The organism is Bradyrhizobium sp. AZCC 1578 (genome assembly GCF_036924675.1).
GTDB lineage: Bacteria > Pseudomonadota > Alphaproteobacteria > Rhizobiales > Xanthobacteraceae > Bradyrhizobium.
In genome coordinates this window covers 3,015,556-3,036,478 of sequence record NZ_JAZHRZ010000001.1, presented here as the reverse complement: position 1 = coordinate 3,036,478, position 20,923 = coordinate 3,015,556, and the positions used below count along the sequence as shown (strand labels likewise).

Annotated in this window: 20 protein-coding genes; 9 read left to right on the top strand and 11 right to left on the bottom strand. The window is 62.9% G+C overall.

Annotated features, from left to right (window positions below; translation table 11 throughout):
- Nucleotides 1–3: 3 nt before the first annotated feature.
- Entirely contained in the window at nucleotides 4–1,107 is a 1,104-nt protein-coding gene (locus V1290_RS14485; RefSeq protein WP_334365042.1) for a 5-(carboxyamino)imidazole ribonucleotide synthase, read from the bottom strand.
- Nucleotides 1,104–1,592: a 5-(carboxyamino)imidazole ribonucleotide mutase gene (gene purE / locus V1290_RS14480; protein WP_334365040.1), complete on the bottom strand. Its 489-nt coding sequence runs from the start codon at nucleotides 1,590–1,592 to the stop codon at nucleotides 1,104–1,106. The genes V1290_RS14485 and purE overlap by 4 nt, the downstream gene beginning before the upstream one ends.
- 151 nt (nucleotides 1,593–1,743) lie before the next feature.
- Between purE and V1290_RS14475 the strand changes: the two genes are divergently transcribed.
- The gene (locus V1290_RS14475; RefSeq protein WP_334365039.1) at nucleotides 1,744–2,430 is read left to right on the top strand and encodes a GGDEF domain-containing protein; all 687 of its coding nucleotides are present in this window, start codon (nucleotides 1,744–1,746) and stop codon (nucleotides 2,428–2,430) included.
- Between the two features lie 126 nt (nucleotides 2,431–2,556).
- Here V1290_RS14475 and V1290_RS14470 read toward each other — a convergent pair whose 3' ends face one another.
- The 3 genes from V1290_RS14470 to V1290_RS14460 all read right to left on the bottom strand — a co-directional run bounded on the left by V1290_RS14470 (nucleotide 2,557) and on the right by V1290_RS14460 (nucleotide 3,509).
- Nucleotides 2,557–2,808, bottom strand: coding sequence for a hypothetical protein (locus V1290_RS14470; RefSeq protein ID WP_028350150.1), 252 nt, complete (start codon nucleotides 2,806–2,808; stop codon nucleotides 2,557–2,559).
- A gap of 28 nt (nucleotides 2,809–2,836) precedes the next feature.
- Nucleotides 2,837–3,085 carry a hypothetical protein gene (locus tag V1290_RS14465; RefSeq protein ID WP_334369029.1) on the bottom strand — a complete coding sequence of 83 codons (249 nt, stop codon included), beginning with the start codon at nucleotides 3,083–3,085 and terminating at the stop codon, nucleotides 2,837–2,839.
- Nucleotides 3,086–3,302: 217 nt separating this feature from the next.
- Nucleotides 3,303–3,509, bottom strand: a complete 207-nt coding sequence (locus V1290_RS14460; RefSeq protein ID WP_028350152.1) for a YdcH family protein — start codon at nucleotides 3,507–3,509, stop codon at nucleotides 3,303–3,305.
- Nucleotides 3,510–3,749: 240 nt separating this feature from the next.
- Here V1290_RS14460 and V1290_RS14455 point away from each other — a divergent pair, with 240 nt between their 5' ends.
- Entirely contained in the window at nucleotides 3,750–3,935 is a 186-nt protein-coding gene (locus V1290_RS14455) for a YdcH family protein (RefSeq protein ID WP_057858669.1), read from the top strand.
- Nucleotides 3,936–4,021: 86 nt separating this feature from the next.
- Here the strand turns inward: V1290_RS14455 and V1290_RS14450 are convergent, their stop codons facing one another.
- On the bottom strand, nucleotides 4,022–5,125 hold the full coding sequence (locus V1290_RS14450; RefSeq protein WP_334365037.1) for an NAD(P)/FAD-dependent oxidoreductase: 1,104 nt from the start codon (nucleotides 5,123–5,125) through the stop codon (nucleotides 4,022–4,024).
- A 258-nt stretch (nucleotides 5,126–5,383) separates the two neighbouring features.
- On the opposite strand from V1290_RS14450, the gene V1290_RS14445 reads away from it, so the two are divergent.
- From V1290_RS14445 to V1290_RS14430, 4 genes are all read left to right on the top strand, one after another.
- The gene (locus tag V1290_RS14445; protein WP_334365036.1) at nucleotides 5,384–8,089 is read left to right on the top strand and encodes a sensor domain-containing protein; all 2,706 of its coding nucleotides are present in this window, start codon (nucleotides 5,384–5,386) and stop codon (nucleotides 8,087–8,089) included.
- 403 nt (nucleotides 8,090–8,492) lie between these two features.
- The gene (locus tag V1290_RS14440; RefSeq protein ID WP_334365035.1) at nucleotides 8,493–10,010 is read left to right on the top strand and encodes an ABC-F family ATP-binding cassette domain-containing protein; all 1,518 of its coding nucleotides are present in this window, start codon (nucleotides 8,493–8,495) and stop codon (nucleotides 10,008–10,010) included.
- 93 nt (nucleotides 10,011–10,103) lie between these two features.
- Entirely contained in the window at nucleotides 10,104–11,564 is a 1,461-nt protein-coding gene (locus tag V1290_RS14435) for a glycerol-3-phosphate dehydrogenase (RefSeq protein WP_334365034.1), read from the top strand.
- A gap of 14 nt (nucleotides 11,565–11,578) precedes the next feature.
- Nucleotides 11,579–12,595, top strand: coding sequence for an adenylate/guanylate cyclase domain-containing protein (locus tag V1290_RS14430; RefSeq protein ID WP_334365033.1), 1,017 nt, complete (start codon nucleotides 11,579–11,581; stop codon nucleotides 12,593–12,595).
- Between the two features lie 24 nt (nucleotides 12,596–12,619).
- Here the strand turns inward: V1290_RS14430 and V1290_RS14425 are convergent, their stop codons facing one another.
- Entirely contained in the window at nucleotides 12,620–13,930 is a 1,311-nt protein-coding gene (locus V1290_RS14425; protein WP_334365032.1) for a tetratricopeptide repeat protein, read from the bottom strand.
- A 38-nt stretch (nucleotides 13,931–13,968) separates the two neighbouring features.
- Nucleotides 13,969–14,469, bottom strand: a complete 501-nt coding sequence (locus V1290_RS14420; protein ID WP_334365031.1) for a GlcG/HbpS family heme-binding protein — start codon at nucleotides 14,467–14,469, stop codon at nucleotides 13,969–13,971.
- A gap of 169 nt (nucleotides 14,470–14,638) precedes the next feature.
- Here V1290_RS14420 and V1290_RS14415 point away from each other — a divergent pair, with 169 nt between their 5' ends.
- Genes V1290_RS14415 through V1290_RS14405 form a run of 3 tightly spaced genes read left to right on the top strand, consistent with a single transcriptional unit; the run spans nucleotide 14,639 to nucleotide 17,549 of the window.
- On the top strand, nucleotides 14,639–15,823 hold the full coding sequence (locus V1290_RS14415) for an ABC transporter ATP-binding protein (RefSeq protein WP_442894121.1): 1,185 nt from the start codon (nucleotides 14,639–14,641) through the stop codon (nucleotides 15,821–15,823).
- Complete coding sequence (locus V1290_RS14410) at nucleotides 15,820–16,734, top strand: ABC transporter permease (RefSeq protein ID WP_334365030.1); 915 nt, start codon at nucleotides 15,820–15,822, stop codon at nucleotides 16,732–16,734. The genes V1290_RS14415 and V1290_RS14410 overlap by 4 nt, the downstream gene beginning before the upstream one ends.
- Nucleotides 16,731–17,549, top strand: coding sequence for an ABC transporter permease (locus V1290_RS14405; RefSeq protein WP_334365029.1), 819 nt, complete (start codon nucleotides 16,731–16,733; stop codon nucleotides 17,547–17,549). Before V1290_RS14410 ends, V1290_RS14405 begins: the two co-directional genes overlap by 4 nt.
- On the opposite strand, the gene V1290_RS14400 is transcribed toward V1290_RS14405, so the two are convergent.
- The 3 genes from V1290_RS14400 to V1290_RS14390 form a co-directional block, all read right to left on the bottom strand.
- A complete protein-coding gene (locus V1290_RS14400; RefSeq protein WP_334365028.1) occupies nucleotides 17,550–18,401 on the bottom strand; it encodes a carbohydrate ABC transporter permease in 852 nt (283 codons plus the stop codon). It abuts the gene before it with no gap.
- Complete coding sequence (locus tag V1290_RS14395) at nucleotides 18,398–19,270, bottom strand: carbohydrate ABC transporter permease (RefSeq protein ID WP_334365027.1); 873 nt, start codon at nucleotides 19,268–19,270, stop codon at nucleotides 18,398–18,400. Before V1290_RS14395 ends, V1290_RS14400 begins: the two co-directional genes overlap by 4 nt.
- Before the next feature lie 221 nt (nucleotides 19,271–19,491).
- Nucleotides 19,492–20,877: an ABC transporter substrate-binding protein gene (locus V1290_RS14390; protein ID WP_334365026.1), complete on the bottom strand. Its 1,386-nt coding sequence runs from the start codon at nucleotides 20,875–20,877 to the stop codon at nucleotides 19,492–19,494.
- Nucleotides 20,878–20,923 lie beyond the last annotated feature (46 nt).

Here is a 20,923-nt window from a genome sequence, read left to right as displayed (position 1 = left end):
GAACTACTTCTTGCTTGCCGGAGCCACCTCAGTGACATGGCCCATCTTGCGGCCCGGCCGCGGTGTGCCCTTGCCGTAAAGATGAACCGTGGCGCCGGGAACCGTCAGCCATTGCTCACAGTCGAGGATATCGTCGCCGATCAGGTTGGTCATGGTGACCTGGCCGTGACGAACCGGCTTGCCGAGCGGCCAGCCGGCAATCGCCCGAATGTGCTGCTCGAACTGGGAGATCGAGGCGCCGTCCAGCGTCCAGTGCCCGGAATTATGCACCCGCGGCGCGATCTCGTTGACCAACACGTGCGGTCCGCCGTTTCCGGCAACGACGAACAGCTCGACCGCGAGCACGCCGACATAGTCGAGCGCATGAGCGATCTTCTCGGCAACGGCTCGCGCCTGTGCGGCCAACTCATCCGATATCGCGGCCGGCACGCGCGAGAATTTCAGGATGTGATCGCGATGCTCGTTTTCGGTGACGTCGTAGCATTCAACATGGCCATCCGCCGATCGCGCGGCGATCACGGAGATCTCGCGCTCGAAGGGAATGAAGGCTTCGAGGATCGCGGATTTGGTGCCGAGTTCTTCCCAAACGCGGTCGGGGTCGTCACCCTCACGAATGATCGCCTGGCCCTTGCCGTCATAGCCGAAGCGGCGGGTCTTGATCACGGCGGGAAGGCCGATGCGGGCAATGGCGCTCTGCAGGGTTTCCGCCGACGACACGTCGGCATAGTCGGCGGTATCGATGCCGAGCCGCTTGATGAAATCCTTCTCGATCAGCCGGTCCTGCGTGGTTTCGAGGATTTTCTGCGCCGGCAACACCGGACGGCGCGCAGCCAGCACCATGGCGGTGGCGGCCGGCACGTTCTCGAATTCATAGGTGATGACGTCGACATCATTGGCGAACAATTCGAGCGCCTCGACGTCGGCATATTCGGCGCAGGTTGCGTTCAGCACCACGTCGAACGCGGGCGAGTCCGGGTCCGGCGAAAACACCTGGCATTTAAGGCCGAGGCGCGCCGCCGCCATGGCCAGCATCCGGCCCAATTGTCCGCCGCCGAGAATTCCGATGGTGTCGCCCGGCTTCAGCTTCACCTTGTCTGAAACCGTCACGCCGAACCCTCCGGGCGCTCCTTGACCGCATCCGTCTGCTGCTTGCGCCAGGCGACCAATCGCGTCGCCAGCGCCGGGTCATTCAGCGCGAGCACGCTTGCCGCGAGCAGCGCGGCGTTGATGGCGCCGGCCTTGCCGATCGCCAGCGTGCCGACGGGAACGCCGGCCGGCATCTGCACGATCGAGTACAGCGAATCGATCCCCAACAGCGCCTTGGATTCGACGGGAACGCCGAACACGGGGAGTTCCGTCAGCGCCGCCGCCATGCCGGGCAGGTGCGCCGCGCCACCGGCGCCGGCAATGATGACCTTGAAACCCAGAGCCTTGGCGCCCTTGGCGAAGGCGAACAGCCGGTCCGGGGTCCGGTGGGCCGAGACGATGCGCTTTTCGCAATCGATCCCGAGCGCCGCCAACGTCTCGGCGGCGTGGCGCATGGTCTCCCAGTCGGACTGGCTGCCCATAATGATGGCGATCGGTGCGGTCATCTCGTCAATTCTGTTCGGGAATCCAGAAACATAGGCCGATTATAGGGTCGGCCCGGGGCTCATCCAAGGCGTGGCAAGGGATCAGGAATGGACTATCCTGTCTTGGTGAATCCCGGCAAGCCTTCATAAGCGTGCCTGCACAGGGAAGGCCATGAAGAAGAAAACCAGGGCGACCGCCTCCAGGGCCGGAAAACGCCCCAAAAGCGCGGCTTCCGGGCGAGAAACCGCTCCAAGACGGGCGTCCGGCCAGGCGTCCCGGCCGCCAGCGGTATCCAACGGCACCAAGGCAACGATTCGCCGTCTCAAGGCCGAACTGGCCCGGACGCAGGCGCAGATCGAGGAACTTCAGGCCTCCGCCGATACCGACTTCCTGTTGGGCATCCCGAACCGGCGCGGTTTCGAGCGCGAGCTCAATCGCGCGATCGCCTATATGAAGCGCTATCGCGCCTCCGGTGCCCTGGTCGTGCTCGATGTTGATCGGCTGAAGCCGATCAACGACGCCTTCGGACATGCCGCGGGCGACCAGGTGCTCAAGGCCGTTGCCGCGGCGCTGCTGGCGCAGGTGCGCTCTTCCGACATGGTGGGCCGGCTCGGCGGCGACGAGTTTGCGCTGCTGTTGTGGAATCTCAGCGAGACCGACGCCAGGGCCAAGGCGGCCGCGCTGGAGGAGGCGATCGATCGCCTCAGCTTCGTGTTCGATGGCCGCACCATTACCGCGGGCGCCTCCGCGGGCGTCTCAGTGCTCGATACCCACTCCGAAGCCGGTCGTGCGCTGGAAGCGGCCGACAGCGCCATGTATGTGCGCAAGGCGCTGCGGCGGCATGAGGCGAAGGCGTAGTGTGGGCCAATCCTACTGAGTCAAAGGCGCGCTTCGCGCCGTGCCCACCATCAGACGAGCATGGAAGAAAAGTTGGTGGGCACGCTTGCGCTTTGCCCACCCTACAAATTCCGATCAACGATCTGGCTAAAGCCCGCTGAGATCGTCCGGCACGTTGCCGAACTTGCGCAGCAGTTTCGCATCGCCGAATTCACCCATCATGGGATCGCCACTGCGGCTGAAGGCAACGGCGCCGATGCTGCCGGCCATCCGCGACATCGTCTCGGCGCGCCGCAACGCGGTGGTCGGGCTCTGACACTCTTCCGCGGCGCCCGCCACCGGCGAGCCGCTATCGTCCTGCAGGAATGGCATTGCGACGTAATAGGTGACATCGGCCATTGTATCGCTCCAGTGTGATCGCTCCGGATCAGGCCGCGTTGCTACTCGCACGTGGTCTTTGTTTTGACGCGTTTTCTTCACGCGAACCGGTATCCACTTCGCTCGAAAATGCTTTCGCCGGCACACAGCCGGCTGCTATCGCGGCCTGCAGCTCCTCCAGTTCGATTTCCAGATACTCGTTCGCCATGATCAGCGCCTTGATGGTCGAGCGCAGATTGCCGTCCCACATCGCGATCGCCTGATCGCAGGCCTGCTCGTAACGGTTGTTGTCGGACAGGGGCGGTGTGTGGACATGGCTGGACTCCCGAGGCTGGCACGAAGATATGTTCTCTTTTTGTTCTAGTCGAGTCAAGCCGCATCCGCCAGCCGGAGGCCTGTTTTTTGGCCGTCCGCCAAGCCCACAAGCCGCCGCGGTGTGGATGTCGGGGAAAAGGATCTGCCGAAAGGCGCACGGTTTTGCGCGCCGAACCAGCGCGGCGCGGCAAGCGCAACGATCAGGCAATGATGTCGGGCGTGATCTGGTCTTCGATGAAGGCGATGCGGTCGCGCAACTGCAGCTTGCGCTTCTTCAGCCGCTGCAGCCGCAACAAGTCCGGCGCCGGCGACTGATGCAGCGCATCGATCGCCGCATCGAGATCGCGATGCTCCTGCTGCAGCCTGGCGAGCTCGGTTTCAAGCTCGCGCTCATCATCGTCGGTCATGGCGTACGTTAGCTGAAAGCGCGATCAGGTTGCGAACGGATTCTTCGGAAGCTGGCGGTGAATATCGTCCCTGCGAGGCCGCTCCGCAAGCTGATCGGGTTCCATAGTCACGATTGGTTACAGATAAATCCGAAAATATGAGAGGCCCCGATTCTGGATACCCATCGACAGATTCGGCGGCTGGTGTACACTCGCACGTCCGGATCGAATCTGAGGTTTCACCCACCGAGGAGATTTCGTATGGCACTACAGGCGCATCTTGTTGAGCTTGAACGTAAGCACAAGATTCTCGAGAATGAATTGCACGAAGCGCTCGTGCACCTTTCCACAGACGACCTGCAAATTGTCGAGTTGAAGCGCCGCAAGTTGATGGTCAAGGATCAGATCGAGCGGTTGAAGCAAACCGCCGACGAAACCCTCCACTAAGTAGTCCAGCAAAGTATCGAAAATCCCCACACGGCCGGATGGGCGCCGATGCGCTCGTCCGCCTGTCGGTGATGCTTCGGCCTCCGTCACAGCTCCGCCAGCGCGCCGACGTGATCGGCGATCGCGAGCGATGAAGTCAGTCCCGGCGATTCGATGCCGAACAGGTTGATCAGTCCGGCGATGCCGTGATCGGCAGGACCCTGGATGAGAAAATCCTGCGTGGCGACGGCCGGCGGCACGATTTTCGGCCGGATTCCGGAATAGCTCGGCATCAGCGCGCCGTCCGGCAGCGTCGGCCAATAGCGCCGGATCGCGGGATAGAATCGTTCGGCGCGAGCAGGGTCTACCGCATAGTCGATACTCTCGACCCATTCGACGTCGGGGCCGAACCGGGCCTGTCCGGCCATGTCGAGCGTGAGGTGCACGCCCAGCCCACCGGGCTCCGGCACCGGGTAGATCAGGCGCGAAAATGGAGCCCTCGCACTGCAGCTAAAATAATTGCCCTTGGCGAGATAAGCGCAGGGAATCATTTCGATCGGCATGCCCTCGATGCTGCGCGCCACCGCGGGCGCGCCCAATCCGGCCGAATTGACGAGCAGGTTGCACGCAAGGGTCATCGGCGCATCGCCGCCGGCTTCGATTTCGATATGACCGGCGTTGGTTCGCGCGTGCAACAGCGGGGTGTGGAATGCGAAAGCCGCGCCGGCTTCTTCCGCATCGCCCCGCAGCGCCAGCATGTAGGCGTGGCTGTCGATGATGCCGGTGGATGGCGACAACAGCGCCGCATCGCAATTCAACGCCGGCTCCAGTTCGCGCGCCGCTTCGCCCGTCAGCAACTGCATGTCGTCGACGCCGTTGGCCTCGGCATGCGCGCGGATCGATTGCAGCTTCTCGGTTTCCTTCGGCGTCGTCGCCACGATCAGCTTGCCGCAATTGCGATGCGGAATGCCGTGGTCGCTGCAATACCGGTAGAGCGCGCGCTTGCCGCTGACGCACATCTGCGCCATCAGGCTGCCGGCACGGTAATAGATGCCCGCATGAATCACCTCGCTGTTGCGCGAGGAGGTGACGGTGCCGATACCCTCGGCGGCCTCGAGCACGATCACTTCGCGGCCCGCCTGGGCCAGGCGCCGTGCGATCGCGAGCCCGATCACCCCCGCTCCGATGACGACGCAATCGACCTTGTCCATGTCAGCTTCAGGCCCGGAAATCTGGCGCCGAAATCGGCGCTTGCCACGCTCGGCAATCATCGTTGGGTTCGGTGGAGCTGTCGAACAACCCGTTGGTTTGCCTCGAAATACGCAGTAAACGCAGTCCCATTAACGAAGCATTAATCATGTCGGGCCAATTGCCGTAATTTGGGTCATATTTTAGAATTGTGCGGGTAGTCGTTTACCCGATCCAAACCCGTCAAGCCAGACACTCCACCCGCAAACCTCGGGTGGGTAATGGCTGACAGCAACCGGCAGGCAGGACGGAAGAATTGGATTCCGGCGCAGGTCCTCGTCTGTCTGCTCGCCATTGCCGCGCCGTGCGGGCTGGCTTGGGGGGCCGCATCCTCGAGCGGCTTTGCGCCGGCGAGCCATATCGGGGAATTCGATTCCACTATGGCCTGGGAGTTCCTGCTCGGCGGGATCGTCGTCACCTCCTTCCTGGCCGCGATCGGCATCTGGATTTTGTCGGCGCTGCGCGGGGCGAAGCGCGCGCAATTGCAGCGCAGCGCGTTCATCAGTTCGGCGCTCAACAATCTCAACCAGGGCGTGATGATGACCAACGCGCAAAACCGCGTGGTCTTCTGCAACGAGCGTTTCCTCGAAATGTACGGGCTGAGCCGCACCGAGATTTCGAGCAGCATGACCGGCCGCGAACTGCTCGAACTGCGGCGCGAGCGGGGACTGCTCAATCACACCGCCGAAGAGTTCGGCAAGCTTGCCCGCCGCCCGGAAGGTGTCGTCACCGAACTGCCGAACGGTCGATCGGTGTTGTCGAAGATCTTCCGCCTGCCCAATGGCGGGACGATCGGAACGCATGAGGATTGCACCGAGCAGCGCCAATTGTCGCGCAAGCTGGCATCGACCACCAAGTTTCTGGAATCGGTGCTCGACAACGTTCCGGTCTGCGTCGCCGCCAAGAACATCGAGGACGGCCGCTATATCTTCGCCAACCGAGCGTTCGAGCGATTCTCGCGTTTCTCCCGCGATCACATCATCGGCAGGCGCGCCGACGAGATCTCCCGGCCCGAAACCGCGAAAAGCATCGAAGCGGCGGACCAGGCGGCGCTGACCGCGCCGGAAGGCTATCACCGCAGCGAATACGTCGTCGAACGGGGTGACGAAAAGCGCGTTGTCTCCGCAAACCGCGTCGTCGCGCGCAACGAGAACAACAAGCCGGAATTCCTGATTACGCTGTTCGACGACGTCACCGACCGCCGGTCGCTGTCGCGCGAACTCGAAAACACCAAGAAATTCCTCGAACTGGTGGTCGACAACATCCCGGTGTCGCTGATCGTCGAGCGTGTCAGCGACGGCCGGTATTTGCTCGCCAACCGCAGCGCCGAGACCATTCTCAATCGCCGCCGTGAGGATGCTACCGGCCTGACCGCCGCCGACATCTTCAATCCGCGCGAAGCCAAATTGATCATCGCCCGCGACGAGGCCGCGATCAAGAAGCGTGGCCTGCTCACCGAAGAGCACCCGATCTCGACCAAGGATGGCTTGCGGCTGTTCCTGACCCGCCGCATGACGGTGCTCGACGAGGCCGGCGAGCCGCAATATCTGATCAAGACCCATGAGGACGTCACCGATCGCCGCCAGACCGAGTCGCGGATGGCGCACATGGCCTACCATGACGGCCTGACGGATCTGCCGAACCGCGCCGCTTTCCTGCAGGCGCTGGCCCAGATGATCGAGGCCTGTGCCGGCACGGACGAGGAATTCGCGGTGTTGTGCGTCGACCTCGACGGCCTGAAGGAAATCAACGACGTATTCGGCCACGCCACCGGCGACAAGCTGTTGATCGAGGTTGCCGGCCGCATCCAGGCTTGTGCCCGCGGCGGCGTGGTGGCCCGCCTCTCCGGCGACGAGTTCGGCCTGATCATCGACGGCAAGCAGCCGGAGGCGGGCAAGGCGCTTGCCGAAAAACTCGCGCAGGCGCTGTCAGACGAGTTCGTGATCGACGGCAAATCGGTGCGGACTGGTATGACGACCGGCATCTCGGTTTTTCCGCATAACGGTCCGGATGCCGCTTCGTTGCTGGCCAATGCCGGCGCGGCGTTGTTCCGCGCCAAGCAGAAGTCGCGCGGCTCGATCAATGTTTTCGAGCCCGAGATGGACCAGCAGATTCGCGATCGCCGCGTGCTGCACCAGGATCTTTCGATGGCGATCAGGAACGGCGAATTGTCGCTGTACTACCAGCCGCAGGCCGCGGCGGGCCCGACGATCGCTAACAGCAAGGTCATCGGCTTCGAGGCGTTGGCGCGCTGGATACATCCGGTGCGCGGCTTCGTGTCGCCCGGCGATTTCATTCCACTTGCCGAAGAAAGCGGCCTGATCGTCGAAATGGGCGTCTGGATCCTGCGTGAAGCCTGCCGGGAGGCTGCCTCCTGGCCGGTGCCGATGCAGATCGCCGTCAACCTGTCGCCGGCGCAATTCATGCACGGCGATTTGGTCAGCCTGGTGCATTCGATCCTGCTCGAGACTGGCCTCGCGCCCGACCGGCTCGAGCTCGAAATCACCGAAGGCGTGCTGATCGAGGATTTTGACCGCGGTCTGGCACTGCTACGGCGGCTGAAGGCGCTCGGCGTGCGCATCTCGATGGACGATTTCGGTTCCGGCTATTCCTCGCTGAGCTATCTGCAGGCCTTCCCGTTCGACAAGATCAAGATCGACCGCGCCTTCGTCATGAATCTCGGGCGCAATCCGCAATCGGCGGCGATCGTGCGCGCCGTCATCGATCTCGGCCACGGCCTCGAAATGTCGATTGTTGCCGAAGGCGTGGAGACCCAGGAACAGCTCGGCTTCCTCGCCGACGAGGGCTGCGACGCGGTGCAGGGCTATTTCCTCGGCAAGCCCCAACCTATCGGGCACTACGCCGCGCTGGTCGGCCGCAGCGTCGCAAATGCCATCGAGGCTGCGCGCAAGCTCGCCAGCGCCTGATTTCGCCAAACTGCGTCACCGATGTCTCACGACCCAATGATGCCATTGAGCGCGTAACCTTTCGGGCTTTTCGGATTTGAGCTCGACGATGCCTTTGCTTGCCTTCCTTTGCCTGCCCGGCTACTTTGACGGCCTATCTGATCGAGAAAGGAGGGCTGCGCGGTGACGACATTTTTCCGGCACTATCGCCAGCGTGGCCCCGTCAACGCCCTGCAAATGCGTTTGCAGGGCTGACCAGAGACCTTTCGCAAATCTCTTCCTGGTCTGCCCTCGTTGCAATTGCGGCGTCGAACGGTTGCTCGTTCACGCCCGCATTTCAGTACCTCGCCGCGCTTCGACACGGACATCCGCTGATGGCTGCATGCCCGGATGCCGTGGTCGCCGGCAAGACCAGAAAACGATCATGACCCTTATCACTATCCGCAATCTCGGCGTGACGCTGAATGCTCCGCTGTTTTCCCGACTGAACCTTGTCGTCAATGCCGGTGACCGTATCGGGCTCGTCGCGGCCAATGGGCGCGGCAAATCCACGCTGCTGCGCTGCATTGCCTGCCTGATGGAGCCAGGAGAAGGCGAGATCACCAGATCGCGCGGACTGACCATCGGCTATGTCGAGCAGGACGTGCCGTCGGTGCTGATGGATACGCCGTTTGAGGCGGCGGTGCTCGAGGCGCTACCCGTCGAACGACGGCAAAGCGAGAGCTGGAGAGTCGAAATTGCTCTGGAATCGCTGGAGGTGCCCGAGGCGCTGCGGCAGAGGCCGCTGAAGCAACTGAGCGGCGGTTGGCAGCGGCTTGCCTTGCTTGCCCGCGTCGTGGTGACCGAGGCCGACGTGTTGTTGCTCGACGAGCCAACCAACCATCTGGACCTCGCCCGGATCCGTCAGCTTGAAGATTGGCTGAACGCGCTGCCGCGCGATATGCCGGTCGTCATTTCGAGCCATGACAGGGCCTTTCTCGACGCAACCACGAACCGCACGGTATTCTTGAGACCCGAGCAGTCGCAAATATTTTCCCTGCCCTACACGCGGGCTCGCGTCGCGCTTAGCGAGATCGATGCATCGGACGAACGGCGCTACCAACGTGACGTAAAGGCGGCCGCGCAGCTTCGCCAACGCGCCGCAAAGCTCAACAATATCGGCATCAATTCCGGCAGCGACCTTCTGTTGCAAAAAACCAAGCAATTAAAGCAGCGGGCGGAGAGGCTGGAAGATGCGGCAAAACCCGCGCATCTGGAGCGACCCGCGGGGATGATCAAGCTGGCCAATCGCGGAACACACGCCAAGGTTCTGATTGCGCTGAACGATGCCGCCGTCTCTGCCCCGGACGGCAGATTGCTGTTCAAGACCGGCAAGCAGTTCATCTGCAAGGGAGACCGGATCGTGCTCCTGGGACCGAACGGGGCGGGCAAGACCCGGTTCGTGGCGATGCTGCGCCAAGCGATCGAAAACCCGGAAGCCATGCGGGCCTGTATCAAGGTTACGCAGTCGCTTGCTCTCGGCTATTGCGGACAGGATCTTGCCGATGCCGACACGCCGATGCACACGATCGTCAGCGGATTCGATGTCGGCGATCAGCGTGCGCGCGCATTGCTCGCCGGAGCAGGCCTGTCGGTTGCGATGCAGCGCCGTCCGATCTGCCGGCTTTCCGGCGGACAGAAGGCGCGTCTCGGCATGCTCTTGCTGCGGCTTGCCCAGCCAAACTTCTATCTGCTCGACGAGCCTACCAATCACCTGGACATCGAGGGGCAGGAAGTGCTGGAGGACGAATTGCTGGAGCATCAGGCAAGCTGCCTGCTGGTTTCACATGATCGCAACTTCATGCGAACGGTAGGAAACCGGTTCTGGCTGATCGAAAAAAAGAAGCTGGTGGAACTGGAAGGACCGGAGCGCTTTTTCGCATCGATCGGCGCAACCGGCTGAGCGGCGCTTGATTCATTTCCAGGAGCGCCATCCACTTTTGGCCATCATGACCTAGTGTAGTGAAGTCAGCTTCTCTCCAGTCACCCATAGCGTATGGCGGACTACGATCTCGCGATCATTGGCGGCGGGTTGAACGGCGTCAGCATCGCGCGGGACGCCGCAGGCCGCGGCCTGCGCGTCATCCTGCTGGAGCAGGGCGATCTCGCCGCGGGCGCCTCGTCGGCCTCGCCTCGGCTGATTCACGGCGATCTGGCAAGCCTTGAGCGCCGGCATTTCTTGCGGGTTCGGACGGCGCTCGCCGAGCGCGACATCTGGCTCAGGATCGCGCCGCATCTGGTCCGCCCGATGCGCTTTGCGATTCCCGCCCATTCGGATGAACGCCCGGACTGGCAGTTGCGCTCATGGCTGCTGTTGTACGACCGGCTGGCCTCGCGCAGCGGTCTGCCGGCCTCGGCGACTGTCGACGTCACGCATCATCCGATCGGCAACGCGCTGAAGCGCCCGTTCGGCACCGCCTTCGAGTATTCCGACTGTGTCGTGGACGACTCCCGGCTGGTGGTGCTCACGGCCGTCGATGCCGCGGCGCGCGGCGCGGTGATTCGCACCGGCGCGCGCTGCACCCGGGCCGAACGGGGCAGGGAATGGCGGCTGGTGACGATCGATCGCGGTTTTCGCCAGGTGATCACGGCAAGGGCGATCGTCAACGCCAGCGGCGCCTGGACGTCGTCCGTCGCCGAGACGGTGTTGCGCGTGCCGCCGCCGAAGGTTGCCGCCGAGCAGATGGACCAGATCGTGGTCCGTCGTCTGTTCGACAGCGACAATATCTATGTATTCCAGAACAGCGATGGACGACTGATTTTCGCAAGCCCCTATGAGCGCGATTTTACCCTGATCGGCACCGTCAACCATGCTTTCAAGGGCGATCCAGCCATCGTTGCGATGGCGGCCGGTGACGTCGCCTATCTCTGCGATGCGGCGAACCGCTATTTCCGCGAGCGGATCGAGACGGTCGATGTGGTGCGTACGCTTTCCGGGGCCAACATGGTGCGGAACGCCGCGAGCGGACGCGACGGGGCGATGACGCTCGACCACGGCCGCGGAAGAGCGCCGCTGCTCACGGTGTTCGGCGGCGACGTCACGACGTCGCGGCTGCGCGCAGAGCAGGCGGTCTCGAAGCTGACGCCGTTCTATCCGATGTCGCCGCGCTGGACCGCGACGGCGCCGCTGCCCGGCGGTGATTTTGCCTGGGACCGCTTCGACAACGAAGTCGACGAAGTGCGCGAGCGCTGGCGATTTCTCGGCGAGGATCAAGCGCGGCGCCTGGTCGCGGCCTACGGCTCGAACGTCAAGGCGATCCTGGGCGACGCCAAGGAGCGCGACGAACTCGGCCTTGCTTTCGGACCGGAATTGACGGGCGCAGAGGTCCGCTATCTCATGCAGCGGGAATGGGCGCGCTTTCCGGACGATGTCTTGTGGCGGCGCTCGAAGCTTGGCCTCACCATGCTGCCGGAGGACCGCGACGCGCTGGCGGCGTTCATGGCAGCGGCCGTCTGACGAATGGGTGCGACATGCGGGGCGTGATCAGGCCAACCGTCTTCCTGGCGATCATCGGCTTGCTCGGGGGAATAGCCTATCGCTATTTCATTGACGATCCGATCGAAGCAACGTTGCCGTACTATCTCCGGAGCATGTTGCATGGGATGGGCATCACGCTGGCCGCCTGGGGTGTTCATCTCTACTTCACGTCGCGACGAAGTGCGTGGATCAGCAAATGGCCGTTACTGATGGATCTGGCGGTGCGCTCAGCGACTATGGCCATCGTGGTCGCGAGCGCGGCGCTGGTCTTGCAGGTAACGCTGTACTGGGAATGGATCGAGACGAAGTGGCTGATGGAGAAGTTTCCCATTGTCGTTGCGTTTAGCTTCTTCGCATCCCTGATCGTCCTGTCAACCTTCGAACTGACACGGCTGGTCGGCAGCCGCGTGCTGTTCAACGTAGCGCTCGGGCGATACCGAAGCCCGGTGCGGGAAGCGCGCGTGCTGATGTTTCTCGATCTCGCAGGTTCGACCTCGCTCGCGGAGACGATGGGCGAACTGCGCGTGCAGGGCCTGCTCACCCGCTTCTTCTTCGACATCGATGGTGCGATCGTCGCGCATGGCGGCGAGGTTCACGCCTATGTCGGCGATGAGGTCATCGTGACGTGGCCGCTCGATGACAGGATGTCGGGGGCGCGCTGCATCGAATGCTTCTTCGCGATTGCCGACAGTATAGCGAACAAAGCTGACTCTTATCGGCAAGAGTTCGGCATGGTGCCGAGCTTCCGCGCTGGCCTGCATGCCGGTTACGTGGTGATCAGCGAGTGCGGCAGCTCACGCCGCCAGCTTGCCTATTTCGGTGATACCGTGAACGTGACGGCGCGGCTGCAGGAGCACTGCAAGGAGGTTGGCCGGAACTTGCTGGTGTCTTCCGACCTGCTGCGCCACATGAAGCTGAAGCCGGTTTTCGCCGTCGAAGCGCTCGGCGAAGTTCGCTTGCGGGGACGGGCGGCGGCAATCGAGGTGTTTGCCGTCGAGCGACGTGGCTGATCGTCGCGACCTGCTTGACCTCGCCTAGTTTCGCTGCGCTTGCCGCGACCAGGCCTCGTCACGCGCCGAAGGCCTACGGTCAAGCCGGGCCGAGATGCGGCTCGCGGCCGCTTCGCCGCGACCGGCGCGCAGGTACGCCACGATCAGCGTGTCCTCCCACAATTCGCGCTGGGCGTGGCTGCCGCCGATCCGCGTCAAGTCGGCAAGGGCCGGTTCGAGCAGGCGGATCGCTTCCGCATTGTCGCCTTCCGCAAACGCCCGGATGCCGCGACAGAGGTCGATGGCAGCCTGCCCCGGCAACAGCTTGCCGTCGGCTGCGCGTGCTTCGACCTGCGCCAATCGCGTCTCCAGCGCATCGCTGCCGGTCATTGCGGTGGCCAGCACAAAATGAACGTCGGCAAAATGTGCACCGGCTTGCGGAAAGTACTTTTCGCCATAGGCGGCGATATCCTGCCAATGCGCCTCCAGCCCGGTCTGGCCGGCCAGCGCAAGCCGCCACAGCAGCGAGGCGCCGTCGGTGAAGATGTTCAGCGGCGGATATGGCCGGCCCGCCGGCTTGATATGCTGTTCGTAGATCGCAAGCGCGCCGTCGGGATCGCCGGCGTCGAGCAATGTCAACGCGCCGTGCCAGGCCAGGTGCCCATGCAGAAAGCTCTGGCGCTCATGCGCCGGCATCCATTGCGAAAGGAAGCCGCGGCTGGCCTCCATGTCGCCCTGCTCGAACATCGCATGCGAGAGACCATGTGCCGCGTTGGCGTTGGCCGATCGCAGCCCCATCGCGCGCTCGGACAGCGTCCGGCCAGTGGAGAGATTTCCCGCCTCGGTGTGCGACCAGCCGAGGTAGCTGACAAACCACCAGTCCTCGCCATAATGGCGTGCGTGGCGTTCGCAGATCGCGAGCTTGGCCGCATCGTGATCGGGACGGCCCGAGAACGCGTAGAGACCGAACGCGCCGAGCAGGATCGACAGCACCTGCGCGTCGCGCGGATACTCTTCGAGATGCGCCTCGGCGCCGGTCACCGCGACCTTCGGCTTACTCTCGATCACGGCGGCCATGATCTCGACATGGCTTTTTTCGCGCGGGCTCGCGCCGGCGGCCAGTTCACGGGCCTGCGCCGCCACGGCACGCGCCTTGCTGCCCTCCATGTTGAGCTGATGCAGCCGGGCGCGGCCGATATGCGCCAGCGCAAAGCCGGGATCTTCCGCTATCGCCTTGTCGAAGGCGTCCTCGGCACCGTGCCAGGCCGACAGTATGCAGTCGACGCCTTCGCGATAATGCGCCGCGGCGCGATCCGAGGCGGTTGTCAGCTGGAGGTCATATCTGTCGCGGTTCATCGTTCTTGTCCTAGGGGCGTGCGATGACATCGTCAGGTCTAGAAGTCGAGCTTGTCGCGTATGGCATCGATGCCTGCTTTGGCGCAGGCTTCGTCCGCGTCGCCGCCAGGAGCCCCGGAGACGCCGACAGCGCCCAGCAGCGAACCTGCCGCTTCGACCGTCAGCCCGCCGCCGATGATGACGACGCCCGGCAGATCGCGGATTCCGGACTGCATCGTTCCGGGCTGGCTGTTGGCGACGAGTTCGGCCGTGCTGGTGCGAAAGCTCACCGCCGTCCATGCCTTGCCCGAAGCGGTCGAAACCGTATGTGCGCCTGCAAAGCGGTCGCGCAGCAATACTTGCGTCACGCCGAAGCGATCGACCACGGCGACCGACACCTGAAAGCCGCGTTTGCGGCAATCCGCCAGCGTCGCGCGCGCCAGATCGAGCGCCACCTCGGGGCTCAGCGATTTGTAGGTGACGATGGCTTCCTGGGCGGCGGCCGAGCTGGCGAGCAGGCAAGAGATCGCCGTCGCTGCCACCAAATTTCGAACGGTCATCAATCTCTCCCGATCATTCCCATCGCGCGCGGCGGCCGGCTTTCTGCGAATTCCGAACCTTACCAGAGACGGGAGCTGCATCCAGAATATTGTGGCTGCTTGTTCCGGGCCGGTTGAGCGGATGGCGATCCGCCGCTAGCGTGCGGCCATGATGGCGCAGGCAAATGACATGAGCGGGCAATCGCCTGAGATCGACACAGCGAAAATCAACACGGCTGTAGCGCAGGCGACGCCGATGGCGCCGGCCGGCGACACGCCGCTGCTCCGCATCGAAGGCGTATCCAAGAAATTCGGCAGTTTCCGCGCCGTGGACCGGCTCTCGCTCGACGTCAACGCAGGCGAGTTCTTTGCGCTATTGGGCCCGAGCGGCTGCGGCAAGACCACGCTGCTCAGGATGCTTGCCGGTTTCGAAACCCCGGACGAGGGCCGCATCCTGCTCGGTGGCCGCGATATCGCGCCGGTGCTGCCGCATGAGCGGCCCGTCAACATGATGTTCCAGAACTACGCGCTGTTTCCGCATCTCTCGGTCTGGGACAACATCGCGTTCGGCCTGAAGCGCGCCGGGATGGCGCGCGCCGCCATTGATACCCGCGTGGGCGAGATGGCCGCGCTGGTCAAGCTCGAGGGCATGGAGAAGCGCAGGCCGGATCAGCTTTCCGGCGGCCAGAAGCAGCGCGTGGCGCTGGCGCGCTCGCTGGCCCGGCGGCCCAAGGTCCTGCTGCTTGACGAGCCGTTGGCGGCGCTCGACAAGAAGCTGCGTGAAAGCACGCAGCTCGAATTGATGGAACTGCAGCGCCGCCTCGGCATGACCTTCATTGTCGTCACCCACGACCAGGAAGAGGCGATGACGATGGCGAATCGGATCGGCGTCATGGATGCCGGCCGGCTCGAACAGGTCGCTACCCCGCGCGATCTCTACGAGGCGCCCGCCTCGCGCTGGGTCGCCCAGTTCGTCGGCGACGTCAATGTGTTCGACGGCGAGGTCACCTCGCAGGAAGACCATCGCCTGACGATTGCGACCCGCGACGGCGGAAGCATCGTGGTCGCCGAGCCGCGCGATCTCGTCGGCAAGACGGTGGTCTCGGTCGCGATACGCCCCGAGAAGGTCAAGCTGTCGCGCCGCGGCCCGGCATCGGATACGGGCACCTTGCAGGCAATCAACCGGCTCGAGGGCGTTGTTGCCGATGTCAGCTATCTCGGCGGCTCGACCGTCTACAAGATCAAGCTCGATTCCGGCGCGGTGGTACGCTCGTCGATCGCCAATACTGCGCGGCTTGATATCGACACTTTGAGCGCCGGTCAGCGCGTGGTGGCGTGGTTCACGCCCGACGATTGCGTGGTGCTGGAGCGATGAGCACGCGCCGCATCTTCGCGCAGCCGGCGCGGTATGCCGCCATCGCGCCCTACCTGTGGATGGTCCTGTTCTTCCTGGTGCCGTTCGGGTTCGTAGTGAAGATCAGCCTGTCGCAGACCGCGATCGCGCAGCCGCCCTATGTGCCCGTGTTCGATTTCTCCGAAGGATGGGCTGCGATCAGCGCGGCCTTCGCGCAGTTGTCCTTCGATAATTTCAGGCTGCTGATCTCGGACAGCCTCTACATCAGCTCCTATTTGCGCAGCGTCGTTGTTGCCGTAACCTCGACATTGATCCTGCTCTTGATTGGCTATCCGATCGCCTATGGCATGGCGCGGCTACCGCAGCGCTGGCAGCCGATCGCGATGATGCTGGTGATCGTGCCGTTCTGGACCTCGTTCCTGATCCGCATCTATGCCTGGATCAATATTTTGCAGCATGACGGGCTGCTCAATAAAATTCTACTCGCGCTGCATCTGGTCTCGTCGCCGGTGGTGTGGCTCTCGACCGATACTGCGATGTATCTCGGCATCGTCTATTCCTATCTGCCGTTCATGATCCTCCCGCTGTACGCGACGCTTTCGAAGATGGACCCCTCGCTTTTGGAAGCCGCAAGCGATCTCGGTTCGTCGCCGCTTCAGGCGTTCTGGCTGGTGACGTTCCCGTTGTCCTTGCCTGGGGTCGGCGCCGGCGCGCTGCTGTGCTTCATTCCGATCATCGGCGAATTCGTGATCCCCGATCTTTTGGCCGGCTCCGGTTCGATGATGATCGGCCAGACGCTGTGGCTCGAATTCTTCACCAACAAGGACTGGCCAGTCGCCGCCGCCGCCGCGGTCGCCTTGCTGGTGCTGCTGGTGCCGCCGCTACTGCTCTACGACCGGCTGCAGCGCCGCACATTGGAGGGCGATCGATGATGGCGCAACGTATCGGCAGGATCTCGCCATTCAACATCACCGCGCTCGCGCTGGGGATGGCGTTTCTGTATCTGCCGATCGTGATCCTCGTCATCTATTCCTTCAACGCCTCGCGGCTGGTCACGGTGTGGGGCGGCTGGTCGCTGCGCTGGTATCATGAATTCTTCAACGACCGCGCGATGCTGGATGCGGCATGGATGAGCCTTCGCGTCGCCGCGGTATCGGCCACGATCGCAACGCTGCTCGGCACGCTCGCGGCAGTCGGGCTGGTTCGCGGCGAGCGCTTCAGGGGGCGGACGCTGTTTTCCGGCATGCTCTACGCGCCGCTGGTGATGCCCGAGGTGATCTCAGGGCTGTCGCTGCTGTTGTTGTTCGTGGCGCTCAACGCCGAGCGCGGCTTCTGGACCGTGACGATCGCGCACACCACGCTGACGATGTGCTTCGTCACCGTGGTGGTGCAGTCGCGCCTCGCTTCGCTCGATCGCAGCCTGGAAGAGGCCGCTATGGATCTCGGTTGCGATCCGGTGCAGGCGTTTATTCGGGTGACGCTACCGCTGATCGTGCCTGCCATTGCCGCAGGCTGGATGCTGGCCTTCACGCTCTCGCTCGACGATGTCGTGATCGCAAGCTTCACCATCGGCCCCGGCTCGGCAACGCTGCCGATCCGGATCTATTCCGAGGTGCGGCTGGGGGTAAAGCCGGAGATCAACGCGATCTGCACCATGGTGATCGCGCTGATCGCGGTGCTCATCGTGCTCGCTTCGCTCGCTGCGAAGCTGTCGAGCTCGGAGGCTAAGAGCGCGGCGCCGCTGTAGTCACGACTTCACCGCGCCGGCCGTCAGTCCGCCTACCATGTAGCGCTTGAACGCGTAATAGATCGCGGCCGGCGGCAGCGCGTAGATGAAGCCGGTGGTCATCAGCAATTCCCAGGGCGAGTCGTCGGCGGCCAGGAAGTTGCCAAGCGCCACGGGGAGCGTGATCTCGGTATCCTTCGACAGCAGCAGGAACGCGTAGAGATATTCGTTCCAGGCGAGCAGGATCGCGTAGGTGCCGATCGCCACCAGCGAGGGCATCATCAGCGGCACATACACCAGCCGGAACAGTTGCAGGGTGGTAGCGCCGTCCATGGTGGCGGCTTCATCAAGTTCGACCGGCAGCTTGTCGGACGCCTGCTTCAAAACCCAGATCGCGTAAGGGGACGCGATCGTCACCATCGCGAGAATCAGCGACCAGTGATTGTTGAGGAGGCCGTAATTGCCCATGGTGCGATACATCGGCACGGCGAGGAATGCCGCCGGGATGAAATAGGTGAACAGCGCCAGATTCATCACCCAGCGCCCGCCGGGAACGCGCAGCCGCGAGATCGAGAACGCCGCGGCGGTCGCGATCAAGAGCGTCAGCGCGCCCGCCGAAAGGGCGATCACCACCGAATTGAAGAACTGGATCCAAAAATCGCGCAGGAAGTAGTGCTCCTGGTAGAACACGATCTTGAAATTGTTCAGCGTCGGATGCGTGGGCCAAAGCTTGCCGGAAAACGCGTCTTCCTTCGGCGAGATCGCGAACAGGAACATGTGGTAGATCGGCACGAGCGTCCAGATGAGCACGGGGATGCCGATCAGCAGCAATTTTGCTTCGGTGCCGATCTCGCGGAGTGTTGGCAGCTTCATCGCGACAACCGTTTCATCATGAAATAGACCAGCGGCAACACGAACGGCAGCGCGCAGACGATGGAGGCCATCGCGAGCGAGAGCTGGTCGAGCCGGAGATAGCGGATGCCGAGCGTGGCCAGTACATGGGTGAGGTCGGCGGGGCCGCCGCCGGTGAGCAGATACACGCTGTTGAAGTCGCCCAGCGTCCAGATCATCGAGAGCAGCGTACAGGTAATGTAGAGCGTCTGCATCGACGGCCAGGTGATGTAGCGGAATTTCTGCGACCAGCTTGCGCCGTCGACCTCGGCGGCTTCGTAGAGATCGTGCGAGATCGCTAGTCGTCCGGTCATCAGGATCAGCGTCCAGAACGGCAGCGATTTCCAGATGTGCACGCCGATCGCCATGGCGAGCGCGACGCTCGGATCGTTCAACCAGTTCGGGCCGTCCTCGGCGGTGAATTTGAAGATCAGTTGGTTGATGACGCCCCATTCCGGATTGAGCATGAAGCGCACGGAAAGGATTGTCGGGATCGACGGCACCGCCCAGGGCAGGATGAACAGCACCGACAGCCATTTGATCCAGGTGCGCTGCTGGGCGAAGAAGCCGGACAGGAACAGCGCGATCGCCATTTTCAGATTGATGCCGACCAGGAGGAAGATCAGCGTATTGACGGCGGCGCGCGCGAAGATCGGGTCGTGATAGAGCGCGACATAGCTCGCCGGATGCCGCGCCAGCCACAGCCCGTAGCCGACCGGATAGACCACGAAGGCCAGGAACACCAGCAGATAGGGGGCGAGCAGCACGATGCCCCAGACCTGCGGTGTGGTCAGCCGGGCTGACAAAGGCGGGCTTGGAATTGCCTGATCGCCCGAAAGCGTGATTGCCATACGTATACTCTTGGAACGAGATGCCGGCCGCAGCTACGCCGTCGTCCCTGCGAACGCAGGGACCCATAACCACAGGTCGTTGTTATTGCGCAAGGTCGTCGACCGGCATTTTGCAAAACGACCGCCGCGGCCTCGCGATGAGCGCAAGCGCTCACGCGGGGGTCCCTGCTTTCGCAGGGACGACAAGCACCATACGTTCGCGGCGGCCGGCATTGCTTACGCTAACCCGCGACCTGCTTGAGGCGGGCGATCAGTTCGTCGACGGCCTTGTCGACCGGCACCTTCTCGCTCACCACGCGGTTCATCGCCTTGGCCCAGACGTTCTCGTTGTTCAAGATCGTGAACTTCCAGTTCTTGGTGAAGTCGAACGGCGTGGTGCCGCCCGTGAACTGATTGTACACCGCCTTGCGATGCCGGTCAGCCTGCCAGAACGGGCTCTGCTGGCTGGCTGTCGTTACCGGGAACCAGCGGCCGAGCGCGCCTTCGATATAGGGCCGGACGTTCTCCTCCTGCAGCAGAAACTTGATGAACTCCTTGCCCTCCGCCTTGTTCTTGGCGACCGTGAACATCAGGCCGGTCTTGACGTCGGAGCGATACTTGATCGGCGTGCCGTCCGGCTTGTTGGGGAAGGACGCGGTGATGATGGTCTCATCGTAGTTCTTCTTGCCGAGCGCGCGCTGCTCCGGCGTCAGCGCCGGGTTGTTGGCGTCGTCGAGCCATTTCGCCGCGATCGAGATCGTGAAGTTGTGCGTCATCACGATCGTCTTGTTGTGGAAGGCGACGTTGTTGTCCGGATCCTTCCAGGTGGTGGAGGAGGGCGGCGTGCAGCCCTTGATGTACGTGTCGGTGTAATCCTTCATCGCCTTGATCAGGTTTTCCCGCACCTTAGGATCGTCGACCAGGAGCTTGCCGTCGTCATCGACCAGCTTGACGTCGTAGGCGTCCATGAAGGTGTAGAACGACTGGAACGAGTCGGTGGATTCCACGCCCATCGGCTGGCCGACGGCATAGACGCGCTGACCGGTGGCCTTGCGGCTGGCGGCTTGCACCTTGTTGCACCAGAAGGACCAATAGTCTTCCCATTTGGTCGGGATGTCGCTTTCCTTGAAGCCGGCCTGTTCCAGCATGTCCTTCCAGATCTGGACGTGCATGCTCTGCTGCTTCAGCGGAAAGCCGTAATAGCCCTTCTTCTTGGCGACGTCGTTATAGAGCAGCGCGGTTTCCAGCGTGTTCGGCGCGAACGCCGACTTCATCGGCAGCAGGATATCGGAGAGATCCTCGAGCTTACCCTCATAGGCCCACTTGCCCTGCGCCTGCACGTCATAGCTGTCGGAATAGGCGACATCAGGCACAGTGCCCGAATCCAGCGCCGCCACCGTCTTCGGGATCATATCCTGAATGGCGTATTGCGACAGTTCGACCTTGATGCCGGTCTTGGCCTCGAATTTCTTGATCGCCTCCAAGAGCGCGTCGTCCTCGGACTTGTAAAAGCCCTTGCCGAACCAGACGGTGATGGTCTTTTGCTGGGCCAGTGCGGGTGCAGTGGCGTAAAACAGCCCGACCGCAGCGACCGCAAGTGAAAGCCCACCTAGTTTTTTGGATATCACGATGTTCTCCCTGAAAACGCCGGCTTGTTAACCGGTTGGATAAAAG